This is a genomic window from Streptomyces polygonati (genome assembly GCF_042650325.1).
GTDB classification, from domain to species: domain Bacteria; phylum Actinomycetota; class Actinomycetes; order Streptomycetales; family Streptomycetaceae; genus Actinacidiphila; species Actinacidiphila polygonati.
The window spans coordinates 37,429-57,283 of sequence record NZ_JBHSBB010000021.1; the positions used below are offsets into that span (position 1 = coordinate 37,429).

The following is a 19,855-nucleotide window of genomic DNA, read 5'->3' on the forward strand; positions in this document are numbered from 1 at the left end:
CCCCCCCGGGGGGTGGGGCACCGGCTCCCCTCGGCCCTTGCTCACCGATGCGGATCTGCCGTGCCCGACTATCCCCTGCGCTGCGACGTGCGGCGCACCGAAAGCATTCCACCACCCTGCTCGCCCAACTGCACGGCAGTGAACCCGGCTTCCAGCCGTACCTCCTCAGCGCCTGATCGCCCGACCTGACCGTCCAGGACGCGGTCGCCCTGCCACTGCTGGCGGAGCTGCTCGATGAGCCGCTCGCCCTGCGCACCCCGCGCACCGGACACGATCCGGCCCGGCGGCTGACCTGGCACTGCGCGATCCGCAACGCCACCACTGCGGAACTGGACGACGACTGGTTCGAGCTGACACGCGAAATCCTCGACGCAACCGGCGTCGAACCGGACGACGACCCGGCCGCCTACCGCTGCGCAGCCCTGCGCAACCAGACCGGCGGGCTGGACATCGTCGCCACCGTCATCCGCCAGGACGGCCGCTGGGCCCGGCTGCACAACGACACCTACTTTGCGCGCTCAGCCTGCGCGAACTTCGCCCACGACCACGGCCTCCACCCTTCGGCATGACGACAGCACGGGCTTCTACCACCGGTTTCCGGACGGCCCAAATCGCGGAAGCTGCGGATCCTCATCACCCGGAAGCCCGACCACGGGCCCCGTCCCTCCGCTCTCCTTCGAGGTCAGTGTCGTGATCGCCCATCTTCAGCGCGCCAGCCACACCGCCGGTCTGCTCGCCTACCTGTACGGGCCGGGCGAGCGCGGTGACCAGGGCAATCCCCGTCTGGTGGGCGGTGACTGCCATGGCGCCCCGCTCGACCTGCTCACCCACGCAGGCTCCCTGCCCTATCTGGCCCACGCCCTTAACGCGCCCGTCGAGCGCCTCGGCAACAGGGCGCCCGAGCGGCCGGTGTGGGTCTGCTCGGTCCGCTCCGACCCCCGCCAACTCGACCTGACCGACGCCCAGTGGGCCGAGGTCGCCCGCCGGGTGGCGGCGGTCACCGTCGCACCCGGCGGCGATCCGGACGCCTGCCGCTGGATCGCCCTGCGCAACCAGCCCCGCCAGGTGCACGTCGTGGCAACCCTCGCCCGCGAGGACGGCGGCCTCCACAACGCCTACCGCGACGCCTTCCGCCTGCAGAGCGAGTGCCACCGCATCGCCACCGAACTCGGTCACCTGCCGCCCGCCCCCACGCCCACCGAATCAGCACCAGCCCCGGAGAACTTGATGCCTATCACCGTCACCATCGCCCCCGAGCCGAGCGGCAGCGTCGTCGCCCGCGGCGGCGACAGCCTCGCCAAGTCCCTCCTCAACCACGCCGGATTCGCCTACGCCAACGACTGGCACGGCCCCCGCCACAGGCTCCCCACCTCCATGAGCCGCGACGAGCAGGCGGCCATCTCCGCGCACGCGGCGCAGATGCTGCGCGCCGCCCGTTACACCGTCGAACTCGACCCCGTTCTCGACACCTCTTCCGCCGGCCCGCAGCGAGCGCATTCCCTCGGCGACCAGGTCCTGGCGGTGACCGACCGGATCCGGGGCGCGGAGAGCGGCGCCGAGCTGGCGGACGCACTCGCCCCGCTCCTCGACCCGGAGCAGGGCGCTCTGGAGCGGGTCCGGGAGGCGCTGGAGGCAGCCGGGGAGCAGATCACCGATCTGGCCGACGAGGCGTACCAGTTGGGTGACCGGTTCGGCTTCGCCAGTGACTTCATCATCGCAGCGCAGTCCGAACTCGCGGGCGAGGATGAGGAGTTGCGCCGTGTCGCCGTTCCGCCGCAGGAGCGCGCAGCGCCGCTGTCGGCTGGGGTCCACGACGCCCGCAGCGCCGCGCTGGCCGCCTCGCCGGCGGCGACCCGGGCACCGGCTTCCCTGGACGCCTCCCCCTCGGCCCCGGCTGCGGCGCCACCGGCAGGTCCGGCGGGCAACTCCGCCTCGCGGACCCGGTGACCGGCGATGCGCTTGTTGCCCGCCCTCCGCCGCCGTTCCGACGGTCTGGCGCCCCTGTATCTGATGCGGGCCGCCGATGCCCTGGCCAGCACGACCGCCGCTTACGCCATCCCGCTGCTGGTCCTGATCACCACCGGGTCCACCGCCCTGACCGGCATCGCGTTCCTGCTGGAGTGGACGCCGCGTCTTGCGGCCTTCACCTTCGCCGGGACGCTGGCCGACCGCTTCGGTGCCGGCCGGGTCTTCCGCTGCACCAACTGTATCCGGGCCACCGTGGTCGCGCTGGCCGCAGCGGTGCTAACCGTCCTGCCCGGCACGGGGACCGCGACAACAACCGTTGTCCTGGGGTTCGGGGCGGTGTCCGGGCTGCTGGCGGAGATCTCGTTCGTCGCGGTGGAGACTCTCGGTGCACAGGCCGGCCGGCATCTGGGGAACCGGGTGCACCACCTGCAGGCAGTGCAGACCGGCATCGATCAGGGCGCGATGCTCGTCGGGCCGGTGCTGGGCGGCCTGTTGCTGCTGGCCGGGCCGAGCGTTCTCCTGGCCGCTGTCGCGGCCCTGGCGATGACTGCCGCTGTTGCCACGCAGGGCAACGTCCTGGCGGCAGACCGACGCCGCGCGCCGAGCAGTCTGCTGACCGGATGGCGGACCCTGCGCCGCACCCCGGCGCTGGCCTGGCTGATCGGCGGGCTCGCCGCCTCCAACCTTGCCAGCGGCGTCCTGCAGGCCGCAGCCCCCATCACCGTCATCCACCGCTTCCACTACTCCACCGCCGATGTCGGCGCGGTGTGGAGCGTGGCCGCCGTCGCCTCCCTGCTCACCGTGATCGCCACCCGACGAGCCCTGGACCGCTGGCAGGTGTGGCCGGTCGGCGCGGTCGCCGCCGCCGTGTCCACCGGAGCCTGCCTCGGCGTCTCCCTCGCCCCCGGCTTCGCCGTCTACACCGCGGCCGTCGCTGTGCTGATGGCAGCCGAAGGCGCATTGACCGTGGTCCTGCGCACGCTGCGCTCCCGCCTCATCCCCGCCGCCGCGTTCGGCTCGACGCTGGCCGTGGTGATCATCCTGGTGCTGCTGCCGCTGCCGGTGGCCGGTGCCCTGGTCGCGGCCGTGCCCGCCGCCGGCCTTCCGCATCTGCTGCTGGCCTGCGCCGTCCTGCAGGGCGGAGTGCTCACGGCGTGCTTCGCCGGCCTGCGGCGCCACCGCGCCGCATGCGAACCACCACGTGAACGGGTCCTCGTGGTGCACCGCAGCGAACACGTTCAGCCGGTGGACGCGCCATGACCACCGTCGTCCCGGCTCAGACGCCCCTCTTTCCTTCTCTTCTTCCCGTCCGATTTCCGCCCTCTGGAGGGTTTCCCATGTCCCGTACGTCCAGCCCGCTGCTCATCGTCGTCGGCGGAACGGATCCGCTGTATCGCGGGTATTGCGTCGAGCAGGTCGCCGCCGCGTACCCGATCGCGCTGATCGACACCAAGCCGCCGACCTGGCTACGGCATCTCGTCGCCGACCACGAGGTCGCCGACACCCACGACCCGGCCGCCGTTATGGCCGCCGGTCTGGCGCTGGCCGAGCGCCATGCCATCGCCGGGGTGGTCACCTGGGACGAGTACGCCCTGGTCTCGGCCGCCGAACTCGCCGCCCGCCTCGGGCTGCCCGGCAACACCGTCGCAGCGGTGAACGCCTGCCGGGACAAGGCCACCAGCCGCCGCCTGTTCACCGAAGCGGGCCTGCCCTCACCGGCCTCCGCCCGCGTCGAGAACCTCGCCCAGGCCCAGGTTGCCGCGTCCCGTACCGGCTTTCCCGTCGTTCTCAAGCCGTCCTCGCACGCGGGCAGCGTCGGGGTGATCCGCGTCGACAGTCCCGAAGAACTCTCCGGTGCCTGGGAGTTCGCCGCCGCCGGGGCCGGCGGGCAGGGGCCGGAGGGCAGCGGTGTCCTGGTCGAGGCGTTCATGGGCGGCGAGGAGATATCGGCGGAGTGCGTGACCTTCCGCGGCGTGACCACCGTGGTCGCCATCACCCGCAAGGAGGTCGGCTTCGCCCCGTACTTCGAGGAAACCGGCCACACAGTGACCGCCGGCGACCCGCTCCTGCCCGTGGTTGCTCCCGTTGCCCGCCAGGCGGTTGAAGCGCTCGGCGTCACCGACGGTGTGACGCACGTGGAGATGAAACTCCCGGCGTCCGGCCCGGGACTGGTCGAGGTCAATGCCCGCATCGGCGGCGACCGGATCGGCACACTCGTCCACCTCGCCACCGGCCTCGACCTCCCCAAAATCGCCGCCGATATCGCCTGCGGCAACGCCCCCGACCTCACGCCCACCGCGCACCGCACGGCCGCCATCACCATCCTGTACCCGCCGGCCCCCGGCATCCTCACCGCCCGACGCCTCGCGATCGAGCCCGCCCCGCAGCACCCGTGGCTGCACCAGATCGTCTGGCTGCACGAGGTCGGTGACCGGGTCGCCCCGCCGCCGGAGGGCAGCGTCGACACCGCCCGGATCGGCTTCTTCATCGTCACCGCCGACAGCCCCGCCACCGTCCGCCAGCGGCTGGCCGTTCTCACCGGGGCCCTGACCCTGACGGTCGCCGGATGACCCCGGTGGCGGCAGCGCCCGCCGTCAGACCGGCCCGGATTCGCACAGCCCATCCGACCGGGCGGGGAGCGCACACCACCGTGTGCTCCCCACCCCCGGCACCCACCCGAGGAGCCCTCGTGCCCGAGTTCTATCCGAGCATCGGCGATGCCGTCGGTGCGGCCATGGCCCACAACATCCGCCTCGCCCACGGCGAACCCACAGGCCCTGACGCGCCATTGCAGGTCAGGTACCTTCCCCATCCGTCGGCCGACCCGTACTCGGTTCCCGGGATGATCGCCCGGCTGACCGAGACCGCAACGCCCCAGGAAGTCGTAGGAATCCTCGAAGAAATCAACAGCGCGCTCGTCGGGGCCCTCCCGCAGCTCAGGGAACTCGTCGCCGCAGCCGCCGACTGGACCCGCCTGCGGCTGACCTCCCTCGGCGAGCCGCACCGCGAGCTGGTCTTCGAGACCTGGACCCGGCTGGCCGCCGCCCGCGGACTGCTCCGCGAGGTGGAGGAGAACCTGGAGGCCGCGCAGGACCTGGTCACTGCCATCCCTGGGGATCTCCGCGACCCGCGATGCCTGGACGAGATCCCGGCCCTGCGCACGCACGAACTGCTCAGCGATGTCCTCGGACGCAGCGCCACGCCGTACGACGAACCCCCCGGCGCTCCCAACCGAGAGGCAGACCGGCAGCGCGCCGCACGGACCTCGTCACCGAACGCCTCCGCCCACCGCACCGCTGCGTCCGGCACCGCACCCACCGGACCCCCAGCCCCGCCACCGGCCTCACCGCCGCGCAGCCGCTGACCCGCACAGAAAGGAAACGCTCATGAACCCCCCGCCCCCGCCCAACCGCGCCGACCACTACGGCACCGACGTCGAGATCTGGTACGACCACGCGGTCTTCGCCGACGTCCGTACCGGGATACCCCAGGCCGGCCACCAGATCCTGTGGGAGCACGGCTTCACCCTCGACCATGCCTGGCTGGGCCCCAACTGCCGTGTCCTGAGCCGCGACGACGGCTGGAACAACGACAGGGCCTGTGCGACCCGGGCAGCCGAAGCTCTGTCCCGCGACGGGTTCACCACGAACCTCGACCCCGTTCTGCTGTCCCGGGACGCCCTGGCCGCCGACCACTCCCGGCACCTGGACCGACAGCATGCCGCGACCCGCACCTCGCCGACTGCCGGCACCCGCCGCTCCAGTAACCCCGATCCCACTGCTGCCCGGCCTCCGGTCACCTCGACCACCATCCGCCGCACCCGCTAGGAGAACCGCGACGGCCAGCAGAAGAACCCGCCGCCCCGCCCCCGAGGACGAACCGTCCGCCACCCCGGACGCGGAGGCCGACGGGCAGCGCGCCGCGTTCCCGCTGGCCCTCCGACCCGCTGACCCGCTGACCGAGGACATGCCATGACACTGTCAGCCAACGTCAACCACGCCGACGCCTTCGGCGTGGACGTCGAAATCTTCCTGTGGCGCGACCAGAGCATCTGGGCGGACACCCGTACCGGCATACCGGACCTCGCACGGCAGCGCCTGGCGGCCTACGGCTTCGTCCGGATCCACCACGTCAACCTCTTCGACGCCCACGAACTCCGGCCCGACCTGCCCTGGCCGGAGCAGAAGAGGCGGGCCAGCCTGGTCGCGGAATCGCTCACCCTGGCCGGTTTCACCGTCAACATCGACCCCGGCCTCTACGACCAGGCCGTCGTTCCCCCCATCCTCGCTGAAACCCGCCGGCAGCAGGCAGCGGCCACCCGCACCTCCCCGGCCGCCCGCGCCCACCAGCACTCAACAGCCCCACAGACGGCACCACTTGCTCAGGGGCCGATCCCGCCCGCCCCCACACTGATCCGCCGCACCCGATAGGAGCCCCGCCGTGACCAGCAGAAGAACCCACCACTACCCCGCCGCCCGCAAGCCGATCACTTCACACCCCTGGACCCCGCCATGCCATCTCCGCGTACGCGCGCGCCCTCGACCACCACCGGCACCGACGCCCTCCTCTACCTGCTGTTCGGCGTCCTCGGCGCCGCTCTGGCCTTTGGCTCCCTCGCCTGGACCACCGGCAACCTCACCAGCACCTTCCTCGGTGACGGCCCGTGGGCGCCCTACCGGGTCACCGACGCCGTGCTCCACCCCGGGGTGCTGTGGCCGCACCTGAGCCCGGCCGCCGTACTGATCGGCGCCCGGATCGCCCCCGGCCTGCTCACCCTCGGCCTCGCCGTGACCGGCGCCGTCCTATGGCTGCGCATACGCGGCGGCACGACAACCGGCCTGGCCCGCAAGGCCGACCTCGCCCCGCTGCTGACCCGGGAGATCACCGCCAAGGCCCGCAGCCTGCGGCCGAGCCTCGCCGACCTGGAGAGTAAAAGAGGTCGCACCCGCTGACCGCGGCATCCTGCTCGGCACGCTGTCCCCCGGCCAGGCCGAGGTCCGCGCGAGCTGGGAGGACGTCCTGGTCGCCATCATGGCTCCCCGCTCCGGGAAGACCACCGGCCTGGCCATCCCCGCGATTCTGGCCGCCCCCGGCCCGGTCCTGCTCACGAGCAACAAGGCCGCAGGCGACGCCTTCACCACCACGGTCGGAGCCCGCTCCCAGGTGGGCACGGTCTGGACGCTCGACCCGCAGCAGATCGCCCACCACCCCCGGCAGATGTGGTGGGACATCCTGGCCGACGCCCGCGACCTGGCTGGAGCCAAGCGACTTGCCGGGCACTTCGTCGCCGCGTCCGTCGACGAATCCGCCGGCTCCGACTTCTGGTCCACCGCCGCCAGCAACACGTTGGGGGCACTGTTCCTGGCCGCCGCCTCCCACCGACGCCCGATCACCGACGTCCTGGCCTGGCTCGCCTCACCGGCCGACCGCACCCCGGTCGACCTGCTGACCGACGCCGGCCACGACGCGGTCGCAGCCCAGCTCCAGGGCACCGTCTCCGGCGCGACCGAGACCCGTGACGGCATCTACGAGACCGCACGGCAGTACGCGAGCTGCCTCCTCGACCCCGACGTCGCCGCCTGGGTCACCCCCGCCCGGCACCTGCCGCAGTTCAAGCCGTCGGCGTTCGCCACCTCCCGCGACACCCTGTACCTGCTCAGCAAGGACGGCGGCGGCTCCGCCTCGGCGATCATCGCCGCAGCCGCCGACGCGGTGATGCGCTCCGCCGTGGTCGTCGCCGAGCGCTCCGGAGGCAGGCTCGACCCGCCCGCGCTGTGCGTGCTGGACGAGGCAGCCAACGTCTGCCGCATCTCCGATCTCCCAGACTTGTACTCCCACTTGGGCAGCCGGGGCGTCATCCCGATCACCATCCTGCAGTCCTACCGGCAGGGGCAGAAGTGCTGGGGCGAGGCCGGGATGGACGCCCTGTGGTCCGCCGCCACCATCAAGATCATCGGCAGCGGGATCGACGACGCGGACTTCGCCGACAAGTTGTCCCGCATGATCGGCGACCACGACGTGCAGACCACCTCGGTCTCCACTTCCGAGTCTGGCAAGTCCACCTCCGTGTCGATGCGCACTGAGCGGATCCTGCCCCCCGACGCGATCCGCGCCCTGCCCAAGGGCAAAGCGTTGTTGTTCGCGACCGGCATCCGCGCCGCGATGCTCGACCTCCGCCCCTGGTACAAGGAACCCGCCGCCAAGACGATCGGCCCCGCCTCGGCCGCCGCCACCGCAGCCATCACCGAGCGTGCAATGGCCAAGGCCACACTGGTCCGTGACGACTTCGGTGCGGCGTCATGAGCGTGTGGAACATGACCGGCGCCGACCGCGTGGCCTCCCTGCGCGAATCGGCGGAAGCCGACAGTGACCCGGCCGGGCAGCTCTCCGACCTGGACCTGCTCAATGCCGCGTACGAGTCGGTGCTGCGCGAGCAGATCGACACCCGCGACCGCTACATGGGCCTGACCACCTCCCTGCGCAAGCACGACGAGGCCGTACGGGCTGCCGCCGTCCACACCTTCAAAGGAGACGCCGACCGCTACGCCCAGTACGCCGTCGCCCGCCATATGAAGCCCTTCGACGCGCTGCTGTACCGCGCCGCGAACCTTCCCGACCGCCCCGGTCCCCGCCAGATCGAAGGGCTGCACGCGGCGGCCGAGCGGGTACGGCTGGAGCTGGAGGACGCCGGTCCGACCGGCGACCTCATCGACCCCGGCGGCGCCCGCCACACCCTGCGCACCCTGCGCCACGCCGTCGGCATCCTCGCCGGGAAAGACGGACTCGACGCCTCCGACGTACTCCGCCTGGTCACCAGCGCCCTGGACAACGAGCCCCTCACCGACATCTTCACCGTCGCCGACCAGGGCACACCCCGGCCGGTCCCCCCGCCGCCTGGTCCCGCGTTCGCCGGGCCCGGCTGGAGCGAAGCCCGCGGCCTGTGGACCTACCAGCCCGACGACACCGGCGCGCACATCAAGGCGTACCCGCTCGGCGAGGACTGGTACCTGGACCTGTGGTCAGCGCGTGGGCAGTTGCTCGCGTTCGGCACGGTGCCCGAGGCCGAAGTCGCCACCCTCGCCCCCGCGCTGACCGCCCGCGCCGGCACCTGGTCGAACGACCGCTCCGATTACGCCTGGCGCCGGTTCGCCGACACCGCCCAGGCCACCCGTACCGCAGCGGCCCCTCCCAACCGCGCCCCGGCACCTGCGGCGCAGCGTTCCGAGGACGCCCGGGTTCGGGCCGCCACCGCGGCTTCGCCCAGCCGGTCCGCGGCTCAACCAGCAGCCGCCGCGAAGCCCCCGGCGAGCCCGCCACCAGCACTTCCGGCGGCGCACGCGACACCGGCCCGCCACCGCTGACGCCACCCCGGGCACTCGCCTCTCGCCACGGTGGACTCCGCCATTCCCGCCCACGCTCAGCCCGCTGCCGGACGCCGGACGGCTCCTCACCGTGCTCCTGCCAGTTGGCCCACCTGTCCAGAGCAACGTCGACTTCACCGCATGACCACCCCTGTCCTCTCCCTGCTTGCTGGAGCCCTGATGTCCTCTTCTGCTTCCTCTCCTACCGTGCGGCCTTTCCGTGATCTGCCGATCCTGCGGGGCGGCGGCCGGTGGCTGCTGACCGCCGGCGGCGGCACTGTTCCCGCCGACCGGGCGCTCGCCGTCGAGCTGGACCGCTTCGCGGTGAATATGGCTGCCGCCAACCGGGCCGTCGCCGCCCTGCCCCCGCAGCCCGGGGGGCGGTGATGAGGCCGCTGCTGCAGGCCGAGCAGGCCGTGCTCGGCGCGGTCCTGCTCGACCCCGGCCAGCTCGACAAGCTCGCCTGGCTGGAGCCGGAGCACTTCTACCGGCCCGCCCACCAGGCGCTGTTCGCCGCGCTGCGCGACCTCCGGCAAGCCGGGCAACCGGTCCTGACCGCCGACGGCACCGTGCCGCTGGCCTGGGTGAGCGACGCCGTCGCAGAAGCCGGGAAGCACACCCGTGGCCTGACCTCGGTGTACGCGCACACCCTGGTGTCGGCCTGCCCCCGCCCCGAACACGCCCCCGTCTACGGACGGATGGTCCTGGAAGGGGCCATCCACCGCACGGTCACCGAGCACGCCGTGCGCCTGCACCAGACGGCCCGCGCCGACGCGGTCCGCGGCGAGGTCGAGGGCACCTTGCACGACGCGGACGTGCTGGCCGATGTGCTGGAGGACCTCGCCCGGCGCTGGGGCACCGAACCCCGCCCCGCCAGCCCCGCGCCACCGATCCTCCCTGCTACCCCGGCCCCGGCCGAAGCCCAGACGGTCGCGGACAACGAGCGGCTCCTCCTGGCGGCCCTCACCCAACGCCCCTTCGGCATGGACGAGGTCGTCGGCTGGCTGCGGCCGGGCGACTTCGCCGACCCCGCCCACGGCCAGCTCTACCGCTGCCTGGGCGCGCTGCACCACCGCGGTGAACCCATTGACCAGATCACGCTGCTGTGGGAGGCCCAGCGGCGCGGCCTGCTCGCCGACGGCACCGTGACCGCCGAGGAGATCACCGCCATCTGCGACGGCGTCGGGCCCGGCAGTGCGCAGTGGCTCGGCGAAGAGGTAGCCCGCTCGGCGCTGCTGCGGACCGCCGCCGCCACCGCCCACACCATCCGCGACCTGGCCGCGACCGACGCTCTGGCCCCCGGCCGGCTCATCAACCAGGCCCTGGCCGCCCTCGACGCCCTGGCCGACATCCAGCAGCGCTGGACCACCGCCACCCGCACGGTGACACCACCGGTCCGCGGTGAACCCGCCGCCGGGCCGCCTCCGGCGCAGGTCCGTGCCGCCCGCGCGCGCAGCACCCCGCCCGCCCCAGCGGCGTCAACGGCCAGCACTCCTTCTGCCGTACCGCCCGTTCGACCGCCTTCCCGGAGTCACACATGAATCAGCCGCACCACCCGGACCCCGAACTCAGCTCCCTGGCCGAGGCGTTCGACAACGTGCTGCACTCCCTAAGCACCCAAAACCCCGCACAGCACGACCTGTCCGACCCCCTCACCAGCGTCGCCGAACTCACCGCACGCCTCAGTTCCACCATCCGCGACGCCCACACCGCGCTGGCCACCTGCGCACCCGCCGCTCGGTCCTCCCACGCGGCGACCGCGACAGACCTGTGCCTCGCCATCGGCGCCGCCGGACGGGCGGTCAACGCACTGGCCACCGCCCAGGACGCTCACCTGTTCATCGACCACTTCGCGGACCGGTACGGCAACCCCGACGACGCCGCCGCCTTCGCGCGCACGCGGATCGCCGCCGCGCTCACCAAAGCCCGCGACAACCTGACCGAGACCAGGGGCTATCTGCGGCACGTGAACGACGCCGGCGACCAGCTCCAGCGCGCCGCCTGCGCCCGCTCATCCCACGCCCCTACCGCCGGACCAGCCGGATCCATGTCCGCGATCACTCCGGCCCCGACGCCGCCCGGCGTTGGCCCGGCTACCGTGAAGGGGCGCTGACATGCCAGCCCGCTCAGCCGTCGGCCCTGCGATCGGCAGCCTCTGCTCCGGGTACGGCGGACTCGACCTCGGCGTCCAAGCCGCCCTCGGTGGCACGGTGGCCTGGCACGCCGAGACCAACCCCGACGCCGCCGCGATCCTGGCCCGCCACTGGCCGCTCGTCCCCAACTACGGCGACATCACCGCCATCGACTGGGCCGACGTGCCCCGGGTGTGCGTCCTGACCGCGGGCTTCCCCTGTCAAAGACGTCTCGGTCGCCGGCCGCCGCGCCGGACTCAACCCCGCAACCCGCTCGGGGCTGTGGCTGCACGTGGCCCGTGCGGTCCAAGCCCTCCGCCCCTGCCTGGTGGTGATCGAGAATGTCCGAGGACTCCTCACCTCGCCCGCCGGTTCCCCTGGCGACGTGGAATTCTGCCCGTGGTGTCTGGGAGACGACCCAGCCCAGCCTCCTCTGCGGGCACTTGGTGCCGTACTCGGATCCCTGGCCGACCTCCGGTACGACGCTCGCTGGCTCGTGCTTCGCGCCTCCGACATCGGAGCACCCCACCGCCGCGAGCGGACCTTCCTCGCCGCCTGGCCCACCGACGATCCTGCTCAAGACGCCGACGTCCAACATCGCGAGCAACGGCGGCTCGCAGCATCCGGACAAGAGGAAGAGCGGCGGGCACGGTCCGAATCTCGCGGACGAGGTGGAGTGGCTGCTGCCGACGCCGAAGGCGTCGGACGGGATCAAGGGCTCCCCCCGCCAGCGGCACGGCAACGGCGACTTGACGCTCCCGTCGGCGGCGGCCTCGCTGCTGCCCAGGCCGTCGGCGGGCGAGATCGGCACTCCTGGACGCCGTCCGGACAAGGGCCGGCGACTGGCGCTGCCGACGGTGGTCCTACCGCTGTGGACGGAGGTGACCCCCAACGCGCAGCGTCCGAGCGGCGATGGGGACCGTACGGCGCCGCCACCACCCGATGGGAGACCCTCACCCGCCCCGCACCCCCGCCGACCGATGACGGTGGCCGCCTTCGGGCGGACTTCGTGGAGTGGATGCAGGGCCTGCCCGAAGGCTGGGTGACCGCCACACCCGGACTCGGCCGCCCCGCCCAGCTCACCGCGCTCGGCAACGGAGTCGTCCCCCAACAAGCAGCCCGAGCAGTCCAGTTGCTTCGCCCGCCGTTCCCGCGCTGCCACCACTGCCCGCGGCTGTAGCCGCACTACCGCTTTTTCCCGGACCGGCCAAATCGAGGATCCTCCGCATCCTCTTCCCCATGCCCACTTCCTTCCCGAGGAGCACAGCCGTGGCCGCCAGAAGAACCCCGCCCCCGCGCCCGCCGCCTCCGTCCTGCTCACCCACCCCTGGAAGCGCCATGTCCGATCCCACCACCGTCGCCCCCGAACCCGAGCCGTTCCGCGTCCCCGACGAGAACCTCGACGACCTGGCCAGCACGCTGGCCGCGACCATGGCCGAGGTCCGCCAGCAGGGCGTCATCCTCGACCGCCTCGGCTCCGAACCCGACACCGCTGCCGCTGCCGCACGGGCCGATGACACCGCCCCCGACACCGCGGCTGCCGCCGCACCGGACGGCGGTCCGAGCAGTGTGTTCATCCTCGCCCTGGGGGGCGAGAAGTACGCCACCGAGCTGGCCGCGCTCGCCGACTGGGTGCACTACCTGTTCCTGCCTGTCTACGGCCGGGAGATCAGCACCACCCGCCCGTGGTGCGAGAAGTGGTACGAGCACCCGGAAGCCGTCGCACGGCTGCATGCCCTGTGGCTGGCCTGGCAGCAGCTCACCGACTCCGAGGCGGGCCTGTCCGGTCCCTCCACGTGGCAGCGTGACCATCTCGACCAGGCGCTGGTCCATCTGCGGGCGCCCGACGGGCCGTTCGCCGCGTGCACCACCAGCCCGGCCCGCCCGACCCACCGACTGCTCGCCACCCCGGCACCCGTAACCGCGGACGGTGCCCGGTGACCGCTGACCTGGACTTCGCCCTGGACGACCTCGAACCCGCCGACCTCGACTCCGAGCAGGCCGAAAGCCTGCTGTGGGCTGGCGACCTGACGGTCCTGGCCGAACACCACACCGCTCCGCACCGGTCGCACAGCTACGTCGTCGCCCACGACACCTCCGCGACCTGGGGCGTGCCAGGGGCACCGCAGGTCGCCGCGATCAAGGTCGCCCGCGACTTCGGCCTGGGCACCTTCACGCTGGAAAGCGAGTACCACGCCAGCGTGCCGTTCGCGCAAGCCTGGCTGATTGAGCGCGGGTGCCCGCCCGAGAAGATCGCCCTGGCTGAGGGCGACTTCGTGGAAGCGGCCGACGAGCAGACCGTGCGGGTGCAGCAAATGATCCGCGACGGCGGGCAGCGCTACGACGTCATCGACACCTGGACCTGGGATGACAACCCGTGCGAGAACTGGACCCTGGCGCGTGACAGCGCCGCAGCCGAGAAGCCGGTCCGGGTCTTCCTCGAAGTAGTCGACCCCGCAACGCATACCTACACCGTGCGCGAGGGCGCGTTCCCCGACGAGGACACGGCCCGGGACTGGCTGGAGGACCGCAGCACCCCGCTGCCACCGGCGCCCGACGACCACCTCGCCGCCGATGCCCTGCGTGCCTCCGTCGCACTCGCGCGCTCCACCGGCCACGCCGGATCGGTGACCGCCTGCGGTCTCGACCGCATCCCCGCACCCGCGCCCTCGACAGTGTCGGTGCAGCGGCCCGGTCCGGGGAGGTCGCTGTGACCCTCGCCCGCCGCGCCTTCGCCGCCCACCCCGACGCCCTCACCGACCTGCGCAACCTCCCCGAACCGATCCGCGACCAGGCGCTGCTGCACCTGCAGGACCTCGTCAACGGCGAGAAGGTCGCCACCCGCCGCCTGACCGGACGCCTCGAAGGCTTCCACAAGGTGATCCTCGGCGTGGGATCCGACTTGGCCACGCATCGGCTGGTCGTCCAGTTCAGGCCCGCACCGGCCACCTCGCAGCACGAGCGCGAGGTCTATCTGGTCGCTGCCGGCCCCCGCGCCGACTACGCGGTCTACCGCGCCGCCCAGCACCGCACGGGTCGCACGCAGACCCCGCCGCCCGACCCGGCGACCGCAGCCCGCATCCGCGCCGCCCGCGCCCGCTCCCCCCACGCCGAGGCCCTCACCGCCAACTCCCCGACCGTCTCGGTCGCTTACAGCACCAGCACGCCCAACACCGCCCGAAAGGCTATCCGATGACCACCAACCGCACCCCGCTGTCCCGCGCCGAGCTGGCCGACCTGCTCACCGGCGCCGCCCACAGCATCTCCAGCGTCCTGACCGCCGAATACCCCACCCCGGCCACCCGCTCCTACCTGCACCCCGTCCTCGGCGCGCTGTCCGCCGGGCCCACGGTCGTCGGCGAACTCACCGAACGGCTGGAGGGTTTCCTCGACGAACCGATCCCCGACACCCCGGCCGAGCTGTTCACGCTCGCCTCCTACGCCGCCGCCCTGGGCTGGCTGACCGAGTCCCTGGCCGAGCTGACCGACGCGGTCGACCGCATCTGCACCCAGGCCGGCATCCCCGCCGCACCGCCCGATGCCGCCCTGGCCCCGCTGTTCCCCCAGGAGGACGGCACGGCCGGGGCGGGCTTCGGGTTCAGCGTGCTGGAGCTGGCGGCCATCCGCGCTGCCGCCGAGACCGCCGGGCTGTCGTCCAGTGACTACGTCGAGGTCCTGTCGCAGTCGCTGCTGGCCGCTGCCCGGATCACCGACGCGTGCATGGAGATCGCCAGTGGCCTGGCCGAGGACGCGGCGTATGTGCTGGGCGAAGCAGGCGGCCATCTGCGGATCGGCGAAGGCCCGGACAGCCTGCCGACTCTGGTGCGCACCCTGCTGACCCGGATGGAGGCGGCGCGTTGAACGCCCACGACCCGGCCGTTCGGCCTGGCGCGCACCTGGTCGCCGCCGAACTCGGTGTCGAGGACCCGTGGACCCTGACCGACCGCCACCCGTTGGACGACCCCCTGTGGATCGTGGGGAGGCTGGTCGCCACCACCGCCCACGAAGTCGACGATTTCCACGAGCGCCTCACCCGTGCAGCCCGCAGCGCCATCGACCTGCTCGAACCGCTCAACCGGGGCGAGCACGCGGGGATGCGCGGCTCGTACGGCGTCTTGGACACGGCCGTTCTCGCCGCCCGGCGCAGCGCCGCCTACCAGCACTTGACCCGAACCGTATCCGCCTACCAACGGCTGCTTCCCCAAGCCGGTCAGACGGCATCCGCCGGGCTCCGACCGACGCTTGAGCATGCGGCAAAGCAGGCGCCGGGCCGGGACGACGACTGGGCCATCGCCGGCGATCAGCAGATTGACGCGCTGCGTGCCGTGGAGCGCGGTGGGTTGCGGTTGAAGCAGAGCGCGCTGTCCGAGCAGGACTGGTACCTCTCCGACGGCACCGGCGTCCTGGTCCCGGTCTGGGCGAAGACCGTCGAGCGGATGCTCGCCGACGGCCTGCTCGACATCGACACCAGCACCACGCCCACGCAGGGCCAGCTCCTGTCGCTGACGCCGCCGGGCCAGGAAGCCCTGCGGGCAGCCGATGTCGCCGCCGGGACAGCCTCCGGCCCCGGGGCCGCCTCACGCGTGGTTGCCAATCCGGTTCGGGGAGCGGGCAGTTCGGATCCTGCCGTCGACCCGCTCCCTACGCGCGAGGAGCTGCTGGCGCTGGAGGAGATCAAGCGCGGCGGGGTGCTGCTGAAAGAACGCGCCTTCCGCCCCGGGCTGGGCATCTACACCGGCTCGGGGGTGCGGATCTCCACCGCCACGGTGGAAGCGATGCAGGAGCGGGGCTGGATCGAGCGGGACACCGGCGCCTCACTGAACTTCGGCCAGCAGCTCTCCCTCACCGACTCCGGTGAAGCCGCCTTCCGCGCCGGCTGCGCCCAGGACCCGCGCACCACCGCCGCCCTGCTCCGCAGCACCCGGAACACCCACCCCTCCCCTCCGCCAGACACCCCCGCCGCCAACGCCGGCGCCGCCGATCCGGCGAAGCCCACCCATACCCGCTGACCTGCCCGAAAGGAAACGCCCATGTCCACCACCCTCCACACCCGCCGCCTGGTCGAGCACCGGTACGGCCGCCCGCTGGAGCGCCTGCAGCGCGAAGTCGCCGCCGGCCGCTGCGCCGACCCGGTTCTGCCGATCGTGCTGCGCCGCCTGACCGTCCTGGAGCAGACCGGCGAACAGGGCCGCGCCGCACACCGCGCCCTGCGCACCACACTGCAAAAAGCCGTCGCCGACGGGAGCCCCCGGGATGACCGCCTGCGCCCCTACATCGCCGAACTCTTCTACCTGGAACAGCAGGAGCAGTCCCAGACCGAGGCGCTGTGGGACCTGCTGGACGTCCGTCTGCTGCTCGACCAGCCCGGTGCCGGCCGGACCTCCACCCGCCACACCAGTCGTAGTCCCGAAGACGAGAACCTCATGGACGCCGCCCGCGACGCCGCCGTCTGCCTGCCCCGCCTCACTCGCGACGCCCTGCGCCTGGCCCTGCGCGACCGCGGCATCCAGGTCAGCAATCGCCGCCTCGGCCTCGTCCTCCGGCAGCTCCGCGCCGAGCGCACCCACTGACCTCCCCCGTCCCTTTCCTTACGTCCACCGGCCTCATGGAGTACGTCATGTCCATCCTCGCTCAGCCCGGCACCCCGCAGGTCAGCGCCATCGACGCCCAACGCGTCGAGGACACGCTGTCCCGGATCGCGCCGAAGTGGACCACCTGGGTCGCGCAGACCCTGGCCACCCAGCGTGACCCGATGCGCGTGCGGGACGTGGCAGCCCGCGTTCCGTTCGTGAGCGAGCAGCTCGTCGGCAAGCGTCTGGCCCAGATGCACGCCGACGGCCTGGTCACCCGTGCCGAAGACCTCCCGGGAGCCCCCTACCGGCTCAGCGCGTCCGGCGCCGCGCTGGCCCCGGTGCACCGGCGACTCGCCGAGTGGTCCCAGGATTACCTGCCGGGACGGATGGCCGGCGCCGAGCGCGTCGAGGACGCGGTACGGCGGCTGTACCTGCGCCACTCCACCGCCGTAATCCAGACGCTGGGCGACGGCCCGTTGCGGTTCGTCGAACTCGCCGAGCAGGCCGGACTCGACCACAACCACACCCATCACCGCCTGATCCGGCTCCAGCTCGACGGCCTGGTCACCCGCACCGGACCCCACAGCCGTGATCCCTACGTCCTGACCGACGCCGGAGCAGCGCTGGGCCCCGTCTACGCCGCCGTCGAGCACTGGAGCGACCCGACCGCCGCAGCGCGACCCGCCGCCGGTCCCGGCCCCCGGGCTACCCGCACCCGCAGCGCGGCCCGGCCCGCACCGGAAGGCATACGGACGGCGGCAGCACTGCGCCGCAGCCCCGCCGCGCCCGGTGGCCTGTTCAGCCACGCCCCGCAGCCGCAGCCACGGGTGCCGGCCACCATCACCGCCCAGTCCTCCCCCTCCCGCAGCAGGTGATCCACATGGACCCCAGAGCCAGAACGCTTCCGCCCATCCCTGCCCCGCGCGCCGTTCCCGACAGCGCGCGGGCCCCACCCCACCCGGAGCCCCCCTCATGAGCACCCAGCAGCCCGACGACCAGCCGGTCCTGGTCAGCCCCGCGTATCTGGCCGGGCGCGGCAACCCCGCCGCCATCGGCAACGCCCTGTACGCGCACCGCGACTGGGGTTGGACCAGCACCGAAGCTGGGCAGATCTTCGTCAGCCCCCACCACGACGTCCACGTCGCCTACCTGCCCAACAGCCGCGACGGCGGCTGGCGCATCACCCGCTACCACGAGCCGCTCGGCATGCCGGTCTGGTCGGCGTCGTTCAGCCGCAACACCCCCACCGAGATAACCAGCGCCTTCACCGACGCGCTGGTCGAGTGCCTGGAAAGCGACCATCCCCACCCCTCGCACTTCGGGCCCGACAACGAGATAGCCCTTCCCGCCGATGTTCTGGCCGAGCGCGGCTGGCGCACCGAGCACAGCGACGTGGACCTGTCCCAGCACTCCCCGGACGGCCGCGCCTACTTCAGCCAGCGCGACTATGACGTCGACGACTACACCGAGCTAAAGGGTGACGGCCGGGCGATGTGGACGATGTACGCCCGTGTCGATGGAGTCGACGGCGAGCGCTGGCACGCCGACTTCACCAGTTGCACACCCCTGTATCTGCTCACCGAGACCGCGCGGGCGTTCAGCAGCACCGAACCCGTCGAGCGGCCCCGCTCCGGCATCCCCGAGCGCAAACTGCCCTACGTCACCACCACGCCCGCCCCCGAGCCGGATCCCGACCGCCGCCAATCGGCCGCGCTCGCCCGCACCCCGCACACGCACCCGGCCGCCGCCGCCCCGCCCCCAGGCCCCGCCACCTCGGACCCCGTCCCGCCCGTGCCCTTCCGGCGCCGCTGACCACCGGAGGAGCGCTCCCATGCTGTATGACGCAACGGACGAGCAGTGGCGCGAATACCGCGTGACCCCCCGGTACCTCGCCGGGTCCGACGGGACCGGAGACGCCGGCTTCGCACCCGTCGCCCACTGGCCGCACCACTACCTGGACGAGGGCCCCTGCCAACTCCTGGTCTCCTCCCCCGACCAGCGCATCCGCATCGGCTGGTTCGGCGACGACTTCGAGCTGTGGAAAATCACCGCCGCCGAGGACGCCGCCTCCGGGCCCCACTGGAGCGCCACCTTCAACCACGTCACCCCAGGCGAGATCGTCGCCGGCCTCACCACCGCGCTGGAACACGACTACGACGCAGGCGACCACCGCTTCCTGGCCCGTCCCTCGATGTACTGGACCGACGCCGTCAAGCCATTGACCGATGCCGGATGGATCCGCCGCGCGCCCGAGCGTGGCACCGTCGAGATCATCGCCCCCGACGGGCAGGCCGGCGCCCTGGTCGACACCACCCTCTCCAGCCGGGGCGACAAGACCATCATGCTATGGGCCGGGCCCCCAGGCTGGGGCACCCGAGCGGAGGCGGTCTTCACCAGCCGCACCCCCTCCCACCTGATCGCCGCCAGCGCCGCCGCCATGACCGACCCCACGCCGGTGATCCGCGAACGCCACGCCATCCACCCGGCCGTGGAGCACCTGGTCACGCTCACCCCCGTCCACCCGCCCGCACCGGCGGCACCGCGGGCGCCGACACCGCTCGACGTGCGCCGCACCGCTGTCACCCAGGCCGTCCACCGCGCTGCCCGTAATCCGCGGACAGCGGCCGACCTCCGCGTCCAGGCCGCCCGAAGCCGCACCGCCGCCCCGGCACCCAACCGTGCGGACGGCCCCCGGAATACCCCCGTGTCCACCCCGCCGGCCAGCCTGCCGGCCCCGGCTCACCGCCGCTGACCCGGGAGTCTCAATGATGAAGTCAAGCCGATTGCGCGGCCGGCCGCTCGGGGGTGAAGACCCGGTTGT

21 protein-coding genes and 3 pseudogenes are annotated in these 19,855 nt (G+C 72.7%); 23 read left to right on the forward strand and 1 reads right to left on the reverse strand.

Annotated elements, in window-relative coordinates:
• Nucleotides 1-68: 68 nt before the first annotated feature.
• A complete protein-coding gene (locus ACFO3J_RS27335; protein ID WP_386434623.1) occupies nucleotides 69-497 on the reverse strand; it encodes a hypothetical protein in 429 nt (142 codons plus the stop codon).
• 193 nt (nucleotides 498-690) lie between these two features.
• On the opposite strand from ACFO3J_RS27335, the gene ACFO3J_RS27340 reads away from it, so the two are divergent.
• The 23 genes and pseudogenes from ACFO3J_RS27340 to ACFO3J_RS27450 all read left to right on the forward strand — a co-directional run bounded on the left by ACFO3J_RS27340 (nucleotide 691) and on the right by ACFO3J_RS27450 (nucleotide 19,786).
• Nucleotides 691-1,947 carry a hypothetical protein gene (locus ACFO3J_RS27340; protein ID WP_386434626.1) on the forward strand — a complete coding sequence of 419 codons (1,257 nt, stop codon included), beginning with the start codon at nucleotides 691-693 and terminating at the stop codon, nucleotides 1,945-1,947.
• Between the two features lie 6 nt (nucleotides 1,948-1,953).
• A complete protein-coding gene (locus ACFO3J_RS27345) occupies nucleotides 1,954-3,228 on the forward strand; it encodes an MFS transporter (RefSeq protein ID WP_386434629.1) in 1,275 nt (424 codons plus the stop codon).
• Between the two features lie 77 nt (nucleotides 3,229-3,305).
• On the forward strand, nucleotides 3,306-4,538 hold the full coding sequence (locus ACFO3J_RS27350) for an ATP-grasp domain-containing protein (protein ID WP_386434632.1): 1,233 nt from the start codon (nucleotides 3,306-3,308) through the stop codon (nucleotides 4,536-4,538).
• Nucleotides 4,539-4,657: 119 nt separating this feature from the next.
• Complete coding sequence (locus ACFO3J_RS27355) at nucleotides 4,658-5,332, forward strand: hypothetical protein (protein WP_386434635.1); 675 nt, start codon at nucleotides 4,658-4,660, stop codon at nucleotides 5,330-5,332.
• A 22-nt stretch (nucleotides 5,333-5,354) separates the two neighbouring features.
• Nucleotides 5,355-5,795, forward strand: coding sequence for a hypothetical protein (locus ACFO3J_RS27360; RefSeq protein WP_386434638.1), 441 nt, complete (start codon nucleotides 5,355-5,357; stop codon nucleotides 5,793-5,795).
• A gap of 144 nt (nucleotides 5,796-5,939) precedes the next feature.
• Nucleotides 5,940-6,398 (forward strand): hypothetical protein, encoded by a 459-nt coding sequence (locus ACFO3J_RS27365; protein WP_386434641.1) that lies wholly within the window; start codon nucleotides 5,940-5,942, stop codon nucleotides 6,396-6,398.
• An 81-nt stretch (nucleotides 6,399-6,479) separates the two neighbouring features.
• Nucleotides 6,480-8,271: pseudogene (locus tag ACFO3J_RS27370) on the forward strand (TraM recognition domain-containing protein).
• Nucleotides 8,268-9,329 (forward strand): hypothetical protein, encoded by a 1,062-nt coding sequence (locus tag ACFO3J_RS27375; protein WP_386434644.1) that lies wholly within the window; start codon nucleotides 8,268-8,270, stop codon nucleotides 9,327-9,329. Before ACFO3J_RS27370 ends, ACFO3J_RS27375 begins: the two are co-directional and overlap by 4 nt.
• A gap of 207 nt (nucleotides 9,330-9,536) precedes the next feature.
• Entirely contained in the window at nucleotides 9,537-9,716 is a 180-nt protein-coding gene (locus tag ACFO3J_RS27380) for a hypothetical protein (protein ID WP_386434647.1), read from the forward strand.
• On the forward strand, nucleotides 9,716-10,870 hold the full coding sequence (locus ACFO3J_RS27385) for a DnaB-like helicase N-terminal domain-containing protein (RefSeq protein ID WP_386434650.1): 1,155 nt from the start codon (nucleotides 9,716-9,718) through the stop codon (nucleotides 10,868-10,870). Before ACFO3J_RS27380 ends, ACFO3J_RS27385 begins: the two co-directional genes overlap by 1 nt.
• Entirely contained in the window at nucleotides 10,867-11,442 is a 576-nt protein-coding gene (locus ACFO3J_RS27390; RefSeq protein ID WP_386434653.1) for a hypothetical protein, read from the forward strand. The genes ACFO3J_RS27385 and ACFO3J_RS27390 overlap by 4 nt, the downstream gene beginning before the upstream one ends.
• A 1-nt stretch (nucleotide 11,443) precedes the next feature.
• A pseudogene (locus ACFO3J_RS27395) lies at nucleotides 11,444-11,617 on the forward strand (hypothetical protein); the annotation flags it as partial.
• A 121-nt stretch (nucleotides 11,618-11,738) separates the two neighbouring features.
• Nucleotides 11,739-11,993: pseudogene (locus tag ACFO3J_RS27400) on the forward strand (DNA cytosine methyltransferase); the annotation flags it as partial.
• Between the two features lie 477 nt (nucleotides 11,994-12,470).
• Nucleotides 12,471-12,641, forward strand: a complete 171-nt coding sequence (locus ACFO3J_RS27405) for a hypothetical protein (protein WP_386434655.1) — start codon at nucleotides 12,471-12,473, stop codon at nucleotides 12,639-12,641.
• A 158-nt stretch (nucleotides 12,642-12,799) separates the two neighbouring features.
• Nucleotides 12,800-13,402, forward strand: coding sequence for a DUF4913 domain-containing protein (locus ACFO3J_RS27410; RefSeq protein ID WP_386434658.1), 603 nt, complete (start codon nucleotides 12,800-12,802; stop codon nucleotides 13,400-13,402).
• Complete coding sequence (locus ACFO3J_RS27415; protein WP_386434661.1) at nucleotides 13,399-14,175, forward strand: glycosyl hydrolase; 777 nt, start codon at nucleotides 13,399-13,401, stop codon at nucleotides 14,173-14,175. The genes ACFO3J_RS27410 and ACFO3J_RS27415 overlap by 4 nt, the downstream gene beginning before the upstream one ends.
• Nucleotides 14,172-14,657 (forward strand): type II toxin-antitoxin system RelE family toxin, encoded by a 486-nt coding sequence (locus tag ACFO3J_RS27420; protein WP_386434664.1) that lies wholly within the window; start codon nucleotides 14,172-14,174, stop codon nucleotides 14,655-14,657. The genes ACFO3J_RS27415 and ACFO3J_RS27420 overlap by 4 nt, the downstream gene beginning before the upstream one ends.
• Nucleotides 14,654-15,322, forward strand: a complete 669-nt coding sequence (locus tag ACFO3J_RS27425; protein WP_386434667.1) for a hypothetical protein — start codon at nucleotides 14,654-14,656, stop codon at nucleotides 15,320-15,322. The genes ACFO3J_RS27420 and ACFO3J_RS27425 overlap by 4 nt, the downstream gene beginning before the upstream one ends.
• Nucleotides 15,319-16,470: a hypothetical protein gene (locus ACFO3J_RS27430; RefSeq protein WP_386434670.1), complete on the forward strand. Its 1,152-nt coding sequence runs from the start codon at nucleotides 15,319-15,321 to the stop codon at nucleotides 16,468-16,470. The genes ACFO3J_RS27425 and ACFO3J_RS27430 overlap by 4 nt, the downstream gene beginning before the upstream one ends.
• Nucleotides 16,471-16,491: 21 nt before the next feature.
• Nucleotides 16,492-17,031: a hypothetical protein gene (locus ACFO3J_RS27435; RefSeq protein WP_386434673.1), complete on the forward strand. Its 540-nt coding sequence runs from the start codon at nucleotides 16,492-16,494 to the stop codon at nucleotides 17,029-17,031.
• A gap of 47 nt (nucleotides 17,032-17,078) precedes the next feature.
• Nucleotides 17,079-17,909, forward strand: a complete 831-nt coding sequence (locus tag ACFO3J_RS27440) for a winged helix-turn-helix transcriptional regulator (RefSeq protein WP_386434676.1) — start codon at nucleotides 17,079-17,081, stop codon at nucleotides 17,907-17,909.
• Nucleotides 17,910-18,006: 97 nt separating this feature from the next.
• Nucleotides 18,007-18,846: a DUF317 domain-containing protein gene (locus ACFO3J_RS27445; RefSeq protein ID WP_386434679.1), complete on the forward strand. Its 840-nt coding sequence runs from the start codon at nucleotides 18,007-18,009 to the stop codon at nucleotides 18,844-18,846.
• A 19-nt stretch (nucleotides 18,847-18,865) separates the two neighbouring features.
• Entirely contained in the window at nucleotides 18,866-19,786 is a 921-nt protein-coding gene (locus ACFO3J_RS27450) for a DUF317 domain-containing protein (protein WP_386434682.1), read from the forward strand.
• Nucleotides 19,787-19,855 lie beyond the last annotated feature (69 nt).